Source organism: Sulfurimonas sp., assembly GCF_034005705.1.
Lineage (GTDB): Bacteria > Campylobacterota > Campylobacteria > Campylobacterales > Sulfurimonadaceae > Sulfurimonas.
On the sequence record NZ_JAVEUF010000009.1, the window covers coordinates 47,540 to 66,128 of the forward strand.

Here is an 18,589-nt window from a genome sequence, read left to right on the forward strand (position 1 = left end):
ATGAAGAGAACTATCGAGCTTCTTAGAAAAAATGATGAGTTAAGAGTAATAGAAGAAGAGCTTGATATATATCTTGAGATACCTCACCTGGCTTATGCAGAGGTAAAGAAAAAAGATGGCGGCAAGGCACTTCTCTTTACAAACGTAGTCGATAAGAAAAGTGGCAAAAAATTTCAAGAGAGCGTTTTTATGAACGTTTTTGGTTCATACAGACGTTGTGAACTGCTCTTTGGAAGAACAATAGAATCTGTCGCGGATGAGATCACAAAACTACTTCATATGAAGCCCCCCGAAGGTTTTTTTAACAAGCTCTCAATGGCGGGCGAACTCTTCGCTCTTAAAAATATATTTCCAAAAAAGCTAAAGGGCAGCGGTGCTTGTCAGCAGGTGAAATATTTAAATGAAAATATAGACCTCTACAAGCTTCCGGTACTTACCACATGGGAGCAAGACGGCGGTCCTTTTATAACAATGGGTCAGGTCTATACTCAGAGTCTTGACGGCGAGATGGTAAATCTTGGAATGTACAGACTTCAGGTCTATGACAAAAATCATCTCGGGATGCACTGGCAGATACATAAAGACTCTTCGCACTTCTTCGATCAATACCAAAAAGCCGGCAAAAAGATGCCTGTCTCAATTGCTATCGGTGGAGACCCGCTATATACCTGGTGCGCAACGGCTCCGCTTCCTTACGGCGTAAACGAGCTGTTGATGTACGGACTTATAAAAAAAGAGCCTGCAAGACTTGTGAAATCTCTTACAACGCCTCTATATATTCCGCAAGATGTTGATTATGTCATTGAGGGGTGGGTTGATACTCATGATCTGAAAGTTGAGGGTCCTTTTGGGGACCATACCGGTTACTATACGCTAAAAGAGCCGTATCCAGTTATGGAAGTAAGCGCGATTACCACTAAGAAAGAGCCAGTCTTTTTGGCTACAGTTGTGGGTAAGCCGCCGCTTGAAGATAAATATATGGGCTGGGCAACAGGGAAAATATTTTTTCCTCTTCTAAAAACGACCGCTCCAGATCTTATTGATTATCACATGCCTGAGAACGCAGGTTTTCACAATCTTATATTAGCTAAGATGAAACCGCTCTATAAAGGCCACGCAAAGCAGTTTATGCACGCTTTTTGGGGCGCTGGGCAGATGAGTTTTGTAAAACATGCTATATTTTTGGATGAAAAGGCTCCTACACTTGAGAACTACGAGGCAGTTGCCACATATATACTCGATAGGTTCGCGCCTAAATCTCTCTTTATAACAGAGGGTATTTTAGACGCTCTTGACCACTCCTCGCCTGAAGCGTTAGTCGGAGGAAAACTAGGGATCGATGCTACATCCGCAAATAAGATTGAAGCGCCTCAGCTTCTTGGCGATGACGAGTTGTTAAGAAGGGTAAAAGAGCTTGTTCCGGATGCTGTTAACCTTCATCAGTTTATGAGAAGAACAAAGAATCCTATAACCGTTATCTCCGTTAAAAAAACAAAAAATGCAAAAAACTATTTTGACGCTTTGGTAGAATTGAGCATGCACATGAGAATTGTTGTATTTGTCGATGAAGCAAAAAATGATATTTTCAATCCATATATGCTCATCTGGAGAGTTACAAACAATATGGACGCCATGAGAGATGTTTACATATCTGCTTTGATGGTCGGGATAGATGGAACAAACAAAAATCTTCTCGACGGATTTAGCAGAGAGTGGCCTGATGATGTTGAGTGTACGCAGAGTGTTGTAGATGCTCTAAAGCAAAAAGGCGTGTGGGATTTGAGCGATAAAATGTATGAAAAGTTTCAATTGTGATTATTTAATCTCTTTTTTATTTGTTATAAGGTTAATATAATAAATAGTGATGTAACATAGTCAATCATTATAGGGGTTTGACGCATGAATAAGTTTTTAATGTTTGTCCTGTCTGTATCAATTTTTACTTCAATAACTGCGAGTGCTGCAATATACAAGGGGCAAAGAGAGTTTGTAAGAAATTGTGTCAAGTGCCACAAAGCAGGGCAAAGCTACATTGCAACAAAAAGAAAGATAGAGTGGAAGAGCTATACCAGGGCTAAAGGAAAGAGACTGCAGGATATTCACTTAAATAGTGAAGAAGCCAAAAAGTCTCATAAATACTTCGAGAGCAAAAAGTTTTCAAAAAATGTAAGACATTTAGAGGATTTTTTACTCGAATACGCAAAAGACAGCGGCAACGTACCGGCTTGTAATTAAAATATAACTTCAGCAGAGAGAAGGAGTGCCACTTCGCCTCTTTGCAAAGTCTCTTCACTTTGTAAAAATCACTTAATTTAGCTAAAATACCGAACTTTTTAATTTAATACCAAATGTAGCTATAGTTAACTACATTTGGTATATCAAGGAATAATTATGGAAAAAATGTGGTCAGGTCGTTTCTCTACGGGCACATCAAATCTTTTAGATCAGTTTAACGCATCCATCATGTTTGATAGAAAACTATACCGTGAGGACATAGAAGGTTCTTTGGCACATGCCCAGATGCTTGCAAAGCAGGGCATTTTAACTGCCGATGAACTCTTGCAGATCACACAGGGACTATCTCAGGTCAAAGATGAGATAGAGTCCGGCTCATTTGAGTGGAAAATATCGGATGAAGATCTTCATATGGGGATAGAGAAGCGTCTAACGGCAATCATCGGTGATGCAGGAAAAAAACTCCATACCGCAAGAAGCAGAAACGATCAGGTCGCTGTAGATTTCCGCCGTTATGTTCTTCGTAAAAATTTGGAACTTGTGGATGCCATTAAGCTGTTAATGCAGGAGATATTGGTCGTTGCATCCAAGCACACAGAGACTCTTATACCGGGGATGACACATCTTCAGCATGCACAGCCCATCAATTTTGCTTTTCATCTTGGAGCGTACCTCTCAATGTTTAAAAGAGATATCGAGAGATTTGAGAGCTCACATAAAAGAAACAACGTCTCTCCTCTTGGATGTGCTGCACTTGCAGGAACACCGCATAAAATAGACAGAGATATGACGGCTCAGCTTCTGGGCTTTGAGAGTGTGAGCGTTAACTGCCTTGATACCGTAAGTGACAGAGATTTTGCACTGGAGATATTGTTTAACATATCTACAATGATGATGCACATCTCACGCCTTAGCGAAGAGCTGGTCATGTGGTCCAGCTATGAGTTCAAGTTTATAGAGCTCAGCGATGAGTACTCTACCGGTTCTTCAATTATGCCGCAGAAGAAAAACCCTGACGTTCCTGAACTTCTTCGCGGCAAGACGGGTCGTGTCTACGGCTCTTTAATGGGGCTTCTGACTGTTATGAAAGCTCTTCCTCTGGCATATAACAAAGATACGCAAGAGGACAAAGAGGGCGTTTTTGACGCGGTTGAGACAGCTGAAATATCATTAGAGATATTAAAAGAGGCTATCAAGACGATGCAGGTAAAAGAGAAAAATATGAACAGTGCCTGTAAAATAGGGCACTTGAGCGCTACCGACCTAGCGGACTATCTGGTTCAAAAGTGCGACATCCCATTTAGAGAGGCACACTTCATTACGGGTAAGGCCGTTGCAAAAAGCGAAGAGCTGAAAATTGATCTAAGCGATATAGAGCTGAAATATCTTCAAGAGATAGATGAGAGAATCGGCGAGGATGTTTTAGAGTTTCTCTCAATTGACAACTCTATGAATGCAAGAACCTCCGCAGGCGGAACATCAACGCAAAGAACAAAAGAGCAGTTGGAATATTTTAGAGATTTTTTAAAGGAGAAGTAATGAAGGTTACAGTTTCTCATCAAGAGGGTATGAAATTTGAGGCTAAAACCGAGAAGAGCAGTTTTGTAATAGACTGCCCTCAGATAACGCCTGTAGAGTATTTTTTAGCCGGTATTATCACCTGCAGCGCAACGGATATCGTTTTACTGCCTAAAAATCAAGGTAAAACGGTTACGAACCTTGTAATAGACGGTGATGCAATAAGAAACGATGACCATCCAAGAAAGTTCAACACTCTGCATCTGGATTATAGCTTTAATTCTGACGGCGATGACACTATGGCGGCTCGCTGGGTAATGGCATCTTTGGAGACATACTGCTCTACGATAAACACCATCAGAGACTCTGTCGTTATCTCATACTCCATAACTCACAACGGAAATAAGATCAGAAAAAACGAGAAGATGATCTCTGGCGGCGGAAGCAAGATAGATATGGGTGAGATCGAGAGCTGTCCCTCATAATTATTGATAAGCTTTATGATAAGAGAGCATTCTCCTTGAGACTTTCTTCAGGTACTCTCTGGTCTCATTGTACTTCAGATCATTTATAAGTTTTTCATAGACTTCATCAGGCGACATTCTGTTTATAACGAGCGCGGCTTTGGTCGTGTCATTGGTTCCGGTAAAGGTTCTTGCCACGTTTCCGGCTCCGGTATTATAAGCCGCTATGGCACAGTATAGGCGGCTTTGCGGGTCTTTGATTTTGCTAAGGTATTTATAGTAAAGAATGTGCAGATAAGCACTTCCCATGGTGATGTTGTTCTTGCTGTTGTAGAGATAAGTGCCGGAGACCAGTTTTTTCTCATTATACAAAAAAAGATAACTGTCGATCCCTGCTGTTTTAGGGACTATCTGCATTAATCCGTAAGCAGGTATATGAGATATTGCCCTTGGGTTGAAACTGCTCTCTGAGTGGATAACGGCAAATATGAGCGGCACGGGAATATTATGTTTTAATGACTGCCTTTTAACCTCTTCATAGTATATCTTAGATCTCTTTAGCATCGCGTTCGAGGGCATTGAGACATTAAGCGTATAGACCCTCTCGCCTTTTACTTTTTTTGAACTGCTTGATCTGATATTCTCTTCTTTTGCTTTTTCATCCACATAAGATATAAGAGCCTCTTTTGATGGTTCCTTGTCAAATATAACGGTTGATAAAATGGGTTCTGAAATCACTTCATCATCTGCTACAAAAGAGGGTTTTTTTATCTTCGAGAGCCTCTGTTCAAGAGGATCGCTCTCATGCGCTTTTTTTGTATCTACGGTGACAACGTTAGCAAGAGCTTTTTTAAGCCTCTCTTTTGCCTCCTGCTCAGACGCTGCTATAGTCTCTACTACTATGGTCTCATTTTCAAAATCAACGTCCGTTCTTGTCTTTTTGTCTTCACTGTAAGCCACCCATTTTTTTTTACTCGACAATAGCGGCTCTTCCCAAAAGATGCTTAGCTCTTTTGTATAGTTGTCGTACTCTTTTTGCATCAAATTCTGATAGGAGTCAAACTCATCTTCTACATCGCTTTTGTAGGAGCTAAACTGATCTTTTTGAGCTTCAAATGCTTCCATCTGAGCATCTTTGAAATCACTTGAGCTTTGTGCCAAGAGCAGCGAAGAGAGAGATACAAAGAGCAGGGTTTTAGCAAACATGGTCTATTAAAATTTCCCCATAGGGTCGGCATCGCTTAAGTGTGACCATGCAAGCTTTGCGCCGCCTACTATATGAAAGTGGAGGTGTTTTACCTCTTGTCCGCCGTTGTCGCCGACATTTGTTATTACCCTGTAGCCGCTTTTGTCTATGCCCATCTCTTTTGCGACATCTTGCATAAATTTTGTCATCCCTTTCATGGTCTGAGGGCTTACTTCGTTAAAGCTGTCCACATGAGTTTTTGGGATTGCAAGAACATGAATAGGCGCTTTTGGATTAATATCGTGAAACGCCATAAACTCATCATTTTCCAATACGATATTTGAAGGAATCTCACTGTTTACAATCTTGCAAAATATGCACATACGTGCTCCTTTTTTTATTTATTGTAACATATAAAATCGCAAATGAAGCTATATATAAATTATATTTGACTATAATCTACTTCAAAATTTAAGAGGGGGAATTCCCTCAAATATGGGTGAGTCTATTGAAAGAGTGGTATGACGCAATAAAAGAAGCACAGAGCGTTGAGCGGATTGAAGAGATCCGTATAGCCGTGTTTGGAAAAAAGGGTGTTTTAGCAGCTGAATTTGCAAAAATGAAAAGCGCACCGGACGAAGAGAAATCAAAAATAGCACAGGAGCTAAATACTCATAAAAGTGCTTTGATGAACGAGCTGCAGCAGAGAAAGACTATCCTTCAGACGCTGGAGTTAGAAGCGCATATGAAGGCTGAAGCAATTGATGTTTCTATGTACGGCACTAAACCTGAGTCAGGTGCTCTGCATCCGGTAATGGAGACTATGGATAGAATAGTGGAGTACTTTTCGTCCATGAATTTTGCCGTTAAAACAGGTAATATGGTAGAAGATGATTTTAACAATTTTGAAGCTCTCAATCTTCCAAAGTATCACCCTGCGCGTGATATGCAGGACACATTCTATTTCAGAGACGAGATGCTGCTTCGTACGCACACGTCTCCTGTTCAGATAAGAACGATGATGAGCTCCAAGCCTCCTATCCGAATGATAGCGCCGGGCGCTGTTTTTAGAAGAGATTATGATATCACGCATACTCCAATGTTCCATCAGGTCGAGGGGCTTTTGGTGGATGAAGAGGGCAAGGTATCTTTTGCAAACCTGAAATTTATTTTAGAAGATTTCTTGAAGTATATGTTCGGTGATGTAGATGTCCGCTTTCGCCCTAGTTTCTTCCCTTTTACGGAACCTTCTGCGGAGGTTGATATATCATGTGTGTTCTGCAAGGGCAAAGGGTGCAGGGTATGTTCCAAGACAGGATGGCTAGAAGTCCTTGGGTGTGGCATAGTTGATCCGAATGTTTTTGAAGCGGTAAAATATGAAAATGTAAGCGGATACGCTTTTGGGCTCGGTGTGGAGAGATTTGCAATGCTTATCCACCACATAGGTGACCTGCGTTCGCTCTTTGAAGGAGATATTAAGTTGTTGGAGCAGTTTCAATGATAGTTACTAGAAGTTGGTTAAACGAGTGGGTGGATCTGAACAATATCTCCACAGATGAACTTGTAAAAACATTTAACTCGATAGGTCTTGAAGTAGACAGCGTCTCAACATACAATGTCCCTAAGAAGATACTTTTTGGAAAGGTCTTGGATTGCAAAAAGCATCCCGATGCCGACAAGCTCAATGTGTGTCAGGTAGATATAGGCACAAGCGTGCGTCAGATCGTCTGCGGGGCTTCAAATGTAAGAGCAGGGCTTGACGTTGTCGTGGCAACTATCGGTGCAGTTATGCCAAGCGGCCTTACGATTAAGCCGGTAAAACTTCGCGGAGTAGAGTCTGAGGGTATGATCTGTTCTGCTAAAGAGATCGGGCTTGAAGATATTTATGACGGAATAATAGAGCTTGATGGCAGTATCGGGAGCTATACCCTTGGTGAAGAGGTCTCTGAGAATCCTATATTTGGCGACGATATAATCGAGATCGAGCTGACAGCAAACCGCGGTGACTGTCTAAGCATAAGAGGTATTGCCAGAGATCTCTGTGCGGCGTATGACAAGTCTCTAAAAGAGGAGAAAAAAGATGAGAACGACGATAAAAGGGTAGGGATCGGAAGGATATTGGCTCTTTCACACGAAAATAACCTAAACGTAAATCTTCGTTACAAAGCTGTTGATCTAAAAGAGTTGAACCTCCCTTTTATCGTAAGATTGAGATTGGCACAGATAGAGAATTCAAGAGAGAGCGATATAGAGTCTCTAATGCACTATGCGACTCACAGCAGCGGTGTAATCCTAAGAGCATACGATCATAATTTTTTCTGCTCTAAAAATGAGATGCTTGCAAAATTATCGCTTGCTCAAGATGAAAACGGCTACGCTTCGATAATGACAAAAGAGAACAAAAAGGCCTCTACTGTCGGAATCATTCAAGAGGATGAGTCAAAGGCAAAAGATGAGAAGGGCATTGTCCTAATAGAGGCAAGCTACATCCCGCCTGATATAATCTCTAAAAAGATGCAAGAGTCAAAGATGATCGCAGGTCCGATGTACTACAGAACCTCAAGAGGAAGCGAACCGGATCTGGACATTGGGCTGTGCTACTGTGTCGGTATACTGGAGTCAAATTCGGCTTCATCGGTATTTGGCGGTACTATTGAGCTTGGCGATTCTCATGAAGATAAGATAATCAGTGTAAGCAAAAAAGAGATCGACGAGATCATAGGCGCAAATATAGACAAGGCCAAAATTACCAAGATACTCAAAAACCTCGGTTTTGACACGACAAAATCTTCTGCGAACAACTTTGTAGTAAGTGTTCCCAGATTTAGACACGATATATCCAATAAGCAGGATATAGTTGAGGAGATCGTACGCCTTGTAGGGATCGACAACATCCCTTCAAAACCTTTTAGTTTTACTGAGGAGAATAGGCTCAAAGATGACTATTTTACCTATAAAAAGAAGCGTGATTATAGACATAAAGCTGCATTTAGCGGCTTTTTTGAGTCGGTTCACTTTGTATTTGACGAGAAGAGGGTTTTAGAGCAGTACGGTTTTGAGACCGTAGATGAGAGCAAAGAGCTTCTAAACCCTATCGTCAATACTCTTGATACACTAAGGTCAACACTTTTGACAGGTCTTTTAAAAGCGGCGTCAAACAACTCTAAAAACGGTTATTCATCCGTAAAACTCTTTGAGATAGGTTCGGTTTTCAACCCTCAAAGAGAGGAGTCGATGAGAATGGCGGTTCTCTTCTCCGGTGACAGAGAGCTTGAGAGCCTCTCAAACGCAGGTAAACCCTCTAAGGTGGATTTTGGATTTTTTACCCAAAAGATATCAAACATAATAGGCGAGTTTGAGCTAAGAGAGTTTAAAACAGCGCACTCTCTATCTCATCCGTTCCAGTCTGCTAAGATCATTATCGGGGGTGAGAGTGTAGGAGAGTTGTTCCGTCTTCATCCGGATGTAGAGGAGAGTTACGATCTTGACGTGACCTACATGTGTGAGCTTGATTTCTCTAAACTGCCAAGCGGACTAAAAACTGCTAAAAACAGCTCAAGATATCAGGCATCATACAGAGACCTGAGTCTTGTTATGCCAAAAGATATGGGCTACGACAAGGTCAAGGGTGTTATAGAGGAGTCATCTGTTGAACATCTGATCCGCTTCTATCCTGTTGACAAATACAGCGATGAATCTCTGGGTCAAAATATGAGCTTCACGATAAGATTTGTTCTGCAGTCTATTGATAAAACGCTTGAAGAGGAAGATATTACCAAATCTATGCAGACTATTTTGGATGCGTTAAAAGAGAATCTGGGAATCGGCATTAGATGAGAAGCGTAAAAGTTACAAAAGCGTCTCCATTTTCGCTCGCAATATCAGAGATAGCGCCGGATAAATCAATATCTCACCGCTGTGCAATGTTTGCGATGCTTGCAGAGGGAACAAGCGAGATCACCAATTTTTTAAGAGCCGAAGATACGCTCAACTCTTTAAACATAGTAAAAAATCTAGGTGCGAGGGTGGTTGATGACGGAGATACCATCAAGATAAGTTCTGAGGGGATAAAAGAGAGCAGCGAGATACTTGACTGCGGAAATTCCGGAACGGGAATGAGGCTCTTTTGCGGACTTTTAAGCTCTGCAGAGGGGCATTTTGTCCTAACAGGCGATGAGTATCTAAGACGCCGTCCGATGAAGAGAGTGACCGCGCCGCTGCGTGACATCGGTGCAAAACTCGACGGAAGAAACAACGGCGATCTGGCACCGCTTAGCATTAGAGGTGCATCTCTTAGAGCATTTGATTATGAGAGCAAAATAGCTTCCGCACAGGTTAAGAGCGCGATGATATTGGCGGCTCTCAGAGCAGACGGCGAGTGTAGCTACAGCGAGCCAGAACTGAGCCGAGACCATACGGAGAGAATGTTAAAAGGGATGGGTGCCGAGATCAAGACAGACGGCTTGACAACTAGGATAAAACCTATGAAAAAGCTCCTATCTCCACTAAAGATAAGAGTGCCATCAGATCCCTCAAGCGCATTTTTCTTTGCGGTTGTGGCAGCGATCACGCCTGATTCAGACGTTGTGTTAGAGGGTGTTACGCTAAATCCTACGCGCATAGAGGCGTTTAAGGCGTTAGAGAGAATGGGGGCTGATATCAGCTATGAGACGACTGAGAACAAGTATGAGCCTATCGGAAATATACGCGTAAAGCACTCTCCTCTTAAAGCTATTGTTGTAGAAGATAATATATCTTGGCTTATTGATGAGCTTCCTGCCCTCTCAATTGCTTTTGCATGCGCAGAAGGTGTGAGTGTTGTTAAAAATGCGGAGGAGCTTCGCGTAAAAGAGAGTGACAGGATATCAACCGTAGTAAACGGTCTTAGGGCTTGCGGCATAGAGGTTGAAGAGGTTCATGACGGTTACAGCGTAAAGGGCGGAGAGCTAAAAGCCGCTACGATAGACAGCCACGGAGACCATAGAATTGCCATGAGCTTTATTATCGCAGGGGCAAAATGCTCAATGCAGGTGACGGATATAGAGTGTATTAACACCTCTTTTCCGAATTTTTTCGAGATATTTCAAAAAATAACGAAAGTAGAGTTTTTGTAGATGAAGATAGAGCTGGCTGAGAGTTACGGTTTTTGTTTTGGCGTAAAGCGTGCAATTAAAATTGCAGAAGAGAATAAGAACTCATCTACTTACGGACCTCTTATTCATAACTCAAAAGAGATAGAGAGGCTTGAAAAAGATTTCAAAGTAGGACTTACGGACAACCACAGAAGTTTCTCTTCAGGCGACAAAGCTGTCATCCGCACGCACGGTATACCTAAAAATGAACTTGCCGAACTAAAAGCAAATAACGTAAATGTCGTGGATGCGACATGTCCCTATGTTACAAAGCCGCAGCAGATCTGCCAAGAGATGAGCGAGCAGGGTTATGATATTATCATCTTTGGAGATGAGGCGCATCCCGAGATTAAGGGTGTAAAGAGCTATGCAACATACGGTGCGACCGTGGTCACCTCTCCAAAAGAGCTTGAGGATCTAAAGCTAAAAGACAAGATAGCCCTCGTTGCTCAGACAACCAGAAAAGTCGAAGATTATATGGAGGTGGCAAACTATCTTATACCGCGTCATAAAGAGGTGAGGGTATTTAACACTATCTGCAATGCGACGTTCGAGAACCAAGAGGCGGTTAGAAAGATATCAAAAAAAGCCGACGTTATGATAATCATAGGCGGGAAAAATTCATCAAACACAAAACAGCTCTTTAGCATCTCCCATGACAACTGCAAAGACAGCTACCACATCGAGGATGAGAACGATCTGGATTTTTCTTGGTTTGACGGTAAAGAGTTCTGCGGAATAAGTGCGGGAGCATCCACGCCTGACTGGATCATACAAAATGTCGTAAATGCAATAGAGAAGAACCAGCAGACAAAAAACAGCTAGAATATAGCGTTCATATTTTATATATTTTTAACCCTCAAAACACTCTTTAATCCTCTTAATTTATATCCGATTAATGCTAAAATTATCAATAATTGGGTATAATTGCGAAATTTTTATGTAACAGAGGATAGGTAATGGCGTTCGATAACGAATCATTTGAAGAAGAAGAGAATTTTGCGGAGATGTTTGCTGCTAGCGAGAAGCAGCAAGAGACAAGTCGCATTGTAGAGGGTGAAATTGTAGAGATCCAAGCGGATGAAAATAGAGCACTAGTAGGTGTTGGCGATAAACTGGAGGGTATCCTCAGTTTAGACGAGATCAGCGAAAACGGTGAACTTAAGTTTAATGTTGGCGACAAGATCAAAGTAATGGTAACGGGATACTATAACGAGCGTCCTAAAATATCTTACAAAAAAGTGCTTGAGCAGCAAAAAACTATAGACTTTATTGATAAATACAAAGAGAACTTTGAAGATTTAGTTATTGACGGTGTTATCACCAAGAAGAACCGCGGAGGTTACGTTGTAGAAGCTGACGGCGTATCTTTCTTTATGCCTCGTTCATTGGCAGCTTTTAAAGAGAGTGACGAAGTTGTAGGCCGCAAGATAAAAGCTCAGGTCGTAAAAATCGATGAGGAGCAAAACTCTATAGTCGTATCTCGCCGCAAACTTTTCAACGATGAGCGCAAAAAGAAAAAAGAGATAATAGACAAGCTGATGGAAGATGACTCAGTTGTAGAGGGAACTATCAAGAAGATAACAAGCTATGGCATGTTCGTAGATGTTGGCGGCGTAGATGGTTTAGTTCACTACAACGAGATCAGCTACAAAGGTCCTGTTAACCCGTCAAAGCTTTACAAAGAGGGTGACAAGGTAGCAGTAAAAGCGATCTCATATGACAAAGACAAGAGACACCTTTCTTTATCTATCAAAGCGGTTCATCCTGATCCATGGGAAGAAGTTGAGAGCGAATTAGACGAAGGCGATACAATTACCGTGACCGTTTCAAACATTGAAGCGTATGGTGTTTTTGTTGACCTTGGAAATGACATTGAAGGTTTCTTGCATATCTCTGAGATATCATGGGACAAAAACGTTAAAAATCCGAACGACTACCTAAAAGTGGGACAAGAGATAGATGTTGAAGTTATCGAGATAAATCCTAAAACTCACAAGCTTCGCGTATCGCTCAAAAAACTTCTTCCAAAACCGTTTGATGAATTTGTGAAAAAACATGCAGAGGGAGATGTTATAAAGGGAGTTGTGACTTCATTGACCGACTTCGGAGCATTTGTACGCATTGACGGTGTTGAAGGTCTTCTTCATAACCAGGATGTCTCATGGGACAAGAACGTAAAGTGTAAAGATCTCTTAAAAGCCGGTGACGAAGTTGAAGTAAAGATCGCTAAGATAAGCCCTGAAGATCAGAAAATATCACTTAACAGAAAGGCGCTTTTAGAGAGCCCTATTGATACATTTGCTAAAAGCCATAAGCTTAACAGCGTTGTGACAGGAACTGTTCGCGATATTAAAGATTTCGGAGTTTTCGTATCTTTAGATGACGGTGTTGACGCTCTTATCCGCGATGAGGACCTTGCTCCGTTGGAAAAAAGCGAGCTTGAAGTAGGGCAGAAGATAGAGGCTGCAATAGCAGTTATCGATACTCGCCGTGACCGTATCCGTCTCTCTGTAAAAAAACTTGATTACATAAAAAACCAAGCGATGCTTGATGAGATCAACGATGACGAATCACACTCGCTGGGTGATTTGATAAAAGATAAATTTAAGTAAGCATCGTGCAAAAGATTTTAAAATGGCTAACCCTGCTAATAGCGGTAGGGGTAGCTGTTTTTGTTGTTTTTTTTCTTATTTCAATTAACTCTAACGAGACTTCCGTTAATTTAGCCCCACTGGAACATAAAAGCGAAGTTGCCGTAAAAGATAGAGAAAATATCTGGCTGGATAGCTTTTCAAAAACAGAGAGACTTGGATATTTTTATCCTGTTAACGAAGTTTTTATCCAAGTTGATTTGAATGAGAAAGTAGCAAACCAGACTGTTTACAGACTCTCTGCGCCTATAGCTGACCCTTACCAGCTCTTCTGCTTGAAAGAGGAGCTAAAACAGCATCAGCTGAAGTACTATCTTAAAAAAGACAAGAGCGGTGCGGAGTTGCTAATTTACTCAAAAGAGAGAGACAAGCTTGAATCTCTCGTTAAAGTTTTAAAGAATTACCAAATCTCAGCCACTGTTGGGCTGTACAAAGAGGATACATAATGCAAAAACATACTATAGTTGTTTGTGACCATATTCACGAAGCCGGTTTGGAGATGCTTAGGAATGATGAAAACATAAACTTTATCATGGCTGCTGACGAAGATAAGGTAAAGCTTTTAGATATTATTGAGCAAGCTGACGTTGCTATTACAAGAAGTTCTACTGACGTTGACGAGAAGTTTATTGCGCATGCAAAAAATATGAAAGCAATCGTGCGTGCCGGTGTAGGCGTTGACAACGTGGACATCCAGGGATGTTCAAAAGAGGGGATAATCGTTATGAACGTCCCTACTGCCAACACTATTGCCGCGGTTGAACTCACCATGGCGCACATGCTCTCTTGTATGAGAATGTTCCCATATTCGCACAACCATTTAAAGCATGAGAGAGTATGGAAGAGAGAGAAGTGGTACGGGTATGAGCTAAAGGGCAAGAAGCTCGGCGTTATCGGTTTTGGAAACATCGGAAGCCGTGTAGCTAAGAGAGCTCAGGCTTTTGAGATGGATATTGTTGCTTATGACCCGTATATCAACCCATCAAAAGTTACAGACTATGACATGACATATACTAAGAACTTTGATGATATATTGGCTTGCGATATTATCACTATCCATACGCCTAAAAACAAAGAGACTGTCAATATGATAAGCAGTGCAGAGATCGCGAAGATGAAAGACGGAGTTGTTCTCATTAACTGTGCAAGAGGCGGTCTATACAACGAAGAGGCGCTCTACGCTGGTCTAAAAAGCGGCAAGATCCGTTTTGCGGGAATTGACGTGTTTATGAAAGAGCCTGCTACCGATCATCCTCTTCTTGAGCTTGATAACGTAACGGTCTCTCCACACCTTGGCGCAAATACTTACGAGTCACAGTACAACATCGGTGTTCAGGCTGCTACAAACGCAATAGCTGCTGCAAAGGGTATCTCTTATCCTCACGCTATGAACCTGCCTATAGATGAGAGCAAGATACCTTCGTTTGTAAAGCCGTTCTTGGAGATGGGACAGAAGATAGGTTTTTTAGAGTCTCAGCTTAACAAGTCTCAGATCATCTCCATCAAGGTAAGCGGACAGGGCGAGATATCAAAGTATGTAGACTCTCTTGCTACTTTTGTCGCAGTTGGTGCGATGAGCCAGATCAGCGATGATACTATCAACTACGTGAACGCGGATTTTATTGCCAAAGAAAAAGGTATAAAGATAGAATCAGAAGCTCTTCACGACTCGTCTGTATACAAAAACCTTATTACTATTAAGCTGACAACGGCAGAGGGCGGAACTACTACTATTAGCGCTACCATCTTTGACGATAACGTATTTAGGATTGTATCTATTGACGGTTTTGACATCGAAGTCGCACTAAAAGGCGATATGGTAGTTCTTAAAAACAGAGATGTTCCGGGAGTTATCGGAAATATCGGTTCTACTCTGGCAAAACACAGCGTAAACATTGCAGACTTCTCGCTTGCAAGAAACGATAAAAAAGAGGCTCTGGCGGTTATTTTGGTTGATAATATTATTAATGATATTACGCTAAATGAGCTTTTAGATATTGACGCTTGTATAAGTGTTCAATACGCAAGGATGTAGGCTTTAGTTTTTAATCTCTTCCATGTGGGCAAAGCCCATATGGTCTTAAAAGGGACTCTTGCCCCTTTGTAACCCACTACTTTAAATCTTCTCTTCACCCAAATTGAAATGTCTATCTAGATCAGCTTTATATAGAAGTATAGGAACAACCATAAGCGAAGCTATAACCGCTGAAACCGTTCCAAATATTAGAGCAACGCCAAGCCCTCCGAATACCGCATCCCCTGCCAAAAGAGTAGATGCAAGAATGATAGCCGCAGCTGTCAGAAAGATAGGCTTTGCACGTGTTGCAGTTGCGTAAGCGATCGCTTCGGCTTTTTTCATGCCGTTTTCTTTCATAAGCGAAGCGGTAAAGTCAATCAGAAGCAGAGAGTTTCTTGAGCTTATACCTATGAGGGCGATAAAGCCGATAAGTGAAGTCGCCGTTAAAAAGAATGTGTCTGTGGTAAATATATCCATGATCCAGTGCCCGACAATAACCCCGATGATCGAGAGGAATGAGCCAAGAAGGATGATCCCGCTAAGTGCATAACTTTTGTAGTAAATTACCATCAGTAAAAAGATAAGAACCAAAGCGGCGATAAATGCGGCACCAAGCTCCACGAAAGTGTCAAGCGTTACCTCCATCTCACCGTCCCATATAAGCTTGTATTCGTTCTTGGAAGCTTTGTCTGTAAGTTTAAGATTAAAAAGACCTGTCTTCTCTATCTCATATTTGTCGCTAAAGGTATCCAGGATCGTATCTCTTGCCTCCATAAGCGGATATACCTGAGAGACCATGTCCGTCTCAGCCATGACATTTGTCATCTGGTGCAGATTCTTGCTCATGATCATAGGATTTGATTTCTTAGGCATTATACTCACAAGCTCTGTAATAGGCGTCATCATCCCCATCTGGTTCATAAGTTTTAAAGATGAGAGTTTTGCCTTTATAGCCTCTATATCTTTAGAGGAGAATTTTTTAGACTCTTGGCTGAGCGAGAGATAGATCGGTATCTGATCATTTGCGACATCAGAGTTTTTGACCGCGATCTGCATCCCCTCAAAAGCCAGATAGAGAATATCGTTTAGCTGTTTTACGCTGATGCCGGAGAGGGAAGCTTTTGTGCCGTCAACCTCCACTTCAAAAGTGTCGTAGATCTCATCTTGCATGACCTCGATGTCCACAAGGCCATCGGTCTTTTTAAACACCTCTGCAACTCTGTTTGATAGCTCTCTGATACCATCTGCGTCATCGCCGTATATCTCTGCGACAATAGCAGCCAATACAGGAGGACCTGCTGGAGGCTCTACAAAAGTGATGGTTGTTTTATCGTAGATGGAGGAGCAGCTTTTTTGAATGTCGGGTCTTATTCTTTGAACCATAAAGTATGACGGCTCTTCTCTGTGGTGTTTCTCAGAGAGATTGACCACTATCTCTGCCACGTTTTCGGAGTTCTTAAAGTGCGAACCTTTGATAAGACCTGCAAAATCAAGAGGTGCGCCCATTCCTAGAAATATCTCGAAATCTTCTACCTCTTTCTCTTTTTTTATAAAGCCTGCCACACACTCCGTTACCTCTCTGGTCTGCTCGATGGAGCTTCCTTCAGGCAGAGTCGTGTATATGGTAAAAGTATCGTTGTTCTTTCCTGGAAGCATCTTCGCCAAAACCATCTTGCTAGGCGCTATCATCAATACGGAGAGAATAAATGCCAAAAGGGTTGCAAAAAGGATAAGATTTCTTTTAAACGGGCTTTGAATCCCGTTAAATACCGCATCTTGAAATTTTTTAAACATGTTTGTTCTCCTCAGAGTGAAACTCCGGTTTTTTTAGCATTCTGGCTGCTAGATAAGGTGTAAAGATATATGCAACAAAGAGAGATGCGATAAGCGCTACCGGAACATTTGCGGGGATAGGTTTCATGAACTGCCCCATCATCTGCCCGACAAACGCCATCGGAACCATTGTCATAATGATAGCCAGCGTTGCAATGTTTGTCGGCGGTCCTATCTCATCTGTAGCTTTTACCATGATGTCATCTATGCTCTCATGGGCTGCCTCTTTTGAGTGGAAGTGTCTGTGAATGTTCTCTATTACGATAATAGCCGCATCGACTAGGAGCCCTAGCGAGAGCAGGAACGCAAAGAGCGTTATCCTGTTGATCGTCTGCCCGCTTAAGTATGCTACAAAAAGAGTTATTGCCAAAATAGCAGGAACGGTAAAGGTGACAATAAGAGACTCTCTCCATCCAAGAACCAAGATAAGCAGGATCGCAATAATGACAATAGATAAAAGAAGGTGGTAGACAAGTTCGTTTACAGCCTCGTTCGCTCTCTGCCCGTCATTTCTGGTTATTACATACCCGATAGAGTTTTTTCTAAAGAACTCTTTTGAGTTTTCAAGCTCGCTCTTTACGGCATCTGCGATTATTACCGCATTTGTACCCTGAAGCTTTGATACGCTTAGTGTAACTTGGTTTAGCAGCGGCGAAAACTCTCCGCTCTCATCTTTCATGCTGATAGTAGCGGATTTGAAGTTCTGTATGTCATGAGATAGTGATACTTTTGCAACTTGCTTTAAATAAACGGGCGAGTTCATATATTTAGCGATAATAATATCGCCTATATCCTCGGCACTCTCTATCGCGTTTTTGACACCAAGCATAATTATCTCATTATCTTTTGTTCTATTTTTAACCGCAGGAACGCTGTAAGCAAGAGACTGTACTCCTTGGACTATCTGACCCATGGAGATGTTGTAGCCTGAGAGCTTGTGAAGGTCCACTTCGATATTGAACTGAGGTCTGTCTCCGCCTTTTACCTCGGTAACTGCCACATTCGCAAGTCCGTTTATGCGGTGCTGTATCTCTTTTACTCTGTCGTAGAGATCGGTTGTGTTCATCTTCTCATCTTTTGAGTAAAAAGCGACCGATACGACAGGTATGTCCACATCTATGTCAAGCGGTTTTATTATAGGATTCATGGCACCATGAGGAAACATATCCGCATTTTGCATTATCTTGTCGTAGACCTTTAGGTTGGAGTCCTCTTTCTTCTCGCCTATGAAAAATGCCGCATTTACGATCCCTACGTTATCCATCGCCATGCTTGAGATGTTCTCAACACCTTTTACCTCTTTTAGCTTTCTCTCCAGAGGTTTTACGATCACTTTTTGTATCTCGGCGGCACTTGCTCCAGGAAGTGCGACGATCACGGTCGAACCGCTTACTACCATCTGAGGGTTCTCTTCGCGGGGCATTATGTTGAGTGAGAGGTAGCCGATAGAGAGCAAGAAGATGCCAAGAACTACCGTTAGAGGATTTCTTATAAATCCGCTTGCCAGCTTTCCTGCTATGTCTGTTGGTTTATAGACGTTCATTCTCTTT

15 protein-coding genes are annotated in these 18,589 nt (G+C 41.9%); 11 read left to right on the forward strand and 4 right to left on the reverse strand.

Annotated features, from left to right (window positions below):
* From RBR61_RS06325 to RBR61_RS06340, 4 genes are all read left to right on the forward strand, one after another.
* Window positions 1-1,815 (forward strand): menaquinone biosynthesis decarboxylase, encoded by a 1,815-nt coding sequence (locus RBR61_RS06325; protein WP_320342880.1) that lies wholly within the window; start codon window positions 1-3, stop codon window positions 1,813-1,815.
* A gap of 84 nt (window positions 1,816-1,899) precedes the next feature.
* Window positions 1,900-2,235 (forward strand): cytochrome C, encoded by a 336-nt coding sequence (locus RBR61_RS06330; RefSeq protein ID WP_320342881.1) that lies wholly within the window; start codon window positions 1,900-1,902, stop codon window positions 2,233-2,235.
* A gap of 156 nt (window positions 2,236-2,391) precedes the next feature.
* On the forward strand, window positions 2,392-3,774 hold the full coding sequence (argH, locus tag RBR61_RS06335; protein ID WP_320342883.1) for an argininosuccinate lyase: 1,383 nt from the start codon (window positions 2,392-2,394) through the stop codon (window positions 3,772-3,774).
* A complete protein-coding gene (locus tag RBR61_RS06340; RefSeq protein ID WP_320342885.1) occupies window positions 3,774-4,238 on the forward strand; it encodes an OsmC family protein in 465 nt (154 codons plus the stop codon). The genes argH and RBR61_RS06340 overlap by 1 nt, the downstream gene beginning before the upstream one ends.
* Here RBR61_RS06340 and RBR61_RS06345 read toward each other — a convergent pair whose 3' ends face one another.
* Both RBR61_RS06345 and RBR61_RS06350 read right to left on the reverse strand, forming a co-directional pair.
* Entirely contained in the window at window positions 4,239-5,423 is a 1,185-nt protein-coding gene (locus RBR61_RS06345) for a murein transglycosylase domain-containing protein (RefSeq protein ID WP_320342887.1), read from the reverse strand.
* A 6-nt stretch (window positions 5,424-5,429) separates the two neighbouring features.
* Window positions 5,430-5,786: a histidine triad nucleotide-binding protein gene (locus RBR61_RS06350; RefSeq protein ID WP_320342889.1), complete on the reverse strand. Its 357-nt coding sequence runs from the start codon at window positions 5,784-5,786 to the stop codon at window positions 5,430-5,432.
* A 125-nt stretch (window positions 5,787-5,911) separates the two neighbouring features.
* Here RBR61_RS06350 and pheS point away from each other — a divergent pair, with 125 nt between their 5' ends.
* The 7 genes from pheS (at window position 5,912) to serA (ending at window position 15,224) form a co-directional block, all read left to right on the forward strand.
* Entirely contained in the window at window positions 5,912-6,904 is a 993-nt protein-coding gene (gene pheS, locus RBR61_RS06355; RefSeq protein ID WP_320342891.1) for a phenylalanine--tRNA ligase subunit alpha, read from the forward strand.
* Window positions 6,901-9,240, forward strand: a complete 2,340-nt coding sequence (pheT, locus tag RBR61_RS06360) for a phenylalanine--tRNA ligase subunit beta (protein ID WP_320342893.1) — start codon at window positions 6,901-6,903, stop codon at window positions 9,238-9,240. The genes pheS and pheT overlap by 4 nt, the downstream gene beginning before the upstream one ends.
* Window positions 9,237-10,517, forward strand: coding sequence for a 3-phosphoshikimate 1-carboxyvinyltransferase (aroA, locus tag RBR61_RS06365; protein WP_320342896.1), 1,281 nt, complete (start codon window positions 9,237-9,239; stop codon window positions 10,515-10,517). The genes pheT and aroA overlap by 4 nt, the downstream gene beginning before the upstream one ends.
* Window positions 10,518-11,360, forward strand: coding sequence for a 4-hydroxy-3-methylbut-2-enyl diphosphate reductase (locus RBR61_RS06370; RefSeq protein WP_320342898.1), 843 nt, complete (start codon window positions 10,518-10,520; stop codon window positions 11,358-11,360).
* Between the two features lie 134 nt (window positions 11,361-11,494).
* Complete coding sequence (locus RBR61_RS06375) at window positions 11,495-13,150, forward strand: 30S ribosomal protein S1 (protein ID WP_320342900.1); 1,656 nt, start codon at window positions 11,495-11,497, stop codon at window positions 13,148-13,150.
* Window positions 13,151-13,155: 5 nt separating this feature from the next.
* Window positions 13,156-13,635 (forward strand): hypothetical protein, encoded by a 480-nt coding sequence (locus tag RBR61_RS06380; RefSeq protein WP_320342901.1) that lies wholly within the window; start codon window positions 13,156-13,158, stop codon window positions 13,633-13,635.
* Window positions 13,635-15,224 (forward strand): phosphoglycerate dehydrogenase, encoded by a 1,590-nt coding sequence (serA, locus tag RBR61_RS06385; RefSeq protein ID WP_320342903.1) that lies wholly within the window; start codon window positions 13,635-13,637, stop codon window positions 15,222-15,224. Before RBR61_RS06380 ends, serA begins: the two co-directional genes overlap by 1 nt.
* Before the next feature lie 81 nt (window positions 15,225-15,305).
* On the opposite strand, the gene RBR61_RS06390 is transcribed toward serA, so the two are convergent.
* Both RBR61_RS06390 and RBR61_RS06395 read right to left on the reverse strand, forming a co-directional pair.
* Window positions 15,306-17,000 (reverse strand): efflux RND transporter permease subunit, encoded by a 1,695-nt coding sequence (locus tag RBR61_RS06390; RefSeq protein ID WP_320342904.1) that lies wholly within the window; start codon window positions 16,998-17,000, stop codon window positions 15,306-15,308.
* Window positions 16,993-18,582, reverse strand: coding sequence for an efflux RND transporter permease subunit (locus RBR61_RS06395; RefSeq protein WP_320342905.1), 1,590 nt, complete (start codon window positions 18,580-18,582; stop codon window positions 16,993-16,995). Before RBR61_RS06395 ends, RBR61_RS06390 begins: the two co-directional genes overlap by 8 nt.
* Window positions 18,583-18,589 lie beyond the last annotated feature (7 nt).

Excerpts from the sequence above, each read along its gene's own strand:
- RBR61_RS06375 (WP_320342900.1), top strand. The coding sequence starts at position 11,495 with ATGGCGTTCGATAACGAATCATTTGAAGAAGAAGAGAATTTTGCGGAG.
- aroA (WP_320342896.1), top strand. The coding sequence starts at position 9,237 with ATGAGAAGCGTAAAAGTTACAAAAGCGTCTCCATTTTCGCTCGCAATA.
- RBR61_RS06390 (WP_320342904.1), bottom strand. The coding sequence starts at position 17,000 with ATGTTTAAAAAATTTCAAGATGCGGTATTTAACGGGATTCAAAGCCCG.
- RBR61_RS06345 (WP_320342887.1), bottom strand. The coding sequence starts at position 5,423 with ATGTTTGCTAAAACCCTGCTCTTTGTATCTCTCTCTTCGCTGCTCTTG.
- RBR61_RS06340 (WP_320342885.1), top strand. The coding sequence starts at position 3,774 with ATGAAGGTTACAGTTTCTCATCAAGAGGGTATGAAATTTGAGGCTAAA.
- serA (WP_320342903.1), top strand. The coding sequence starts at position 13,635 with ATGCAAAAACATACTATAGTTGTTTGTGACCATATTCACGAAGCCGGT.
- RBR61_RS06370 (WP_320342898.1), top strand. The coding sequence starts at position 10,518 with ATGAAGATAGAGCTGGCTGAGAGTTACGGTTTTTGTTTTGGCGTAAAG.
- pheT (WP_320342893.1), top strand. The coding sequence starts at position 6,901 with ATGATAGTTACTAGAAGTTGGTTAAACGAGTGGGTGGATCTGAACAAT.
- RBR61_RS06325 (WP_320342880.1), top strand. The coding sequence starts at position 1 with ATGAAGAGAACTATCGAGCTTCTTAGAAAAAATGATGAGTTAAGAGTA.
- RBR61_RS06330 (WP_320342881.1), top strand. The coding sequence starts at position 1,900 with ATGAATAAGTTTTTAATGTTTGTCCTGTCTGTATCAATTTTTACTTCA.
- RBR61_RS06395 (WP_320342905.1), bottom strand. The coding sequence starts at position 18,582 with ATGAACGTCTATAAACCAACAGACATAGCAGGAAAGCTGGCAAGCGGA.
- argH (WP_320342883.1), top strand. The coding sequence starts at position 2,392 with ATGGAAAAAATGTGGTCAGGTCGTTTCTCTACGGGCACATCAAATCTT.
- RBR61_RS06350 (WP_320342889.1), bottom strand. The coding sequence starts at position 5,786 with ATGTGCATATTTTGCAAGATTGTAAACAGTGAGATTCCTTCAAATATC.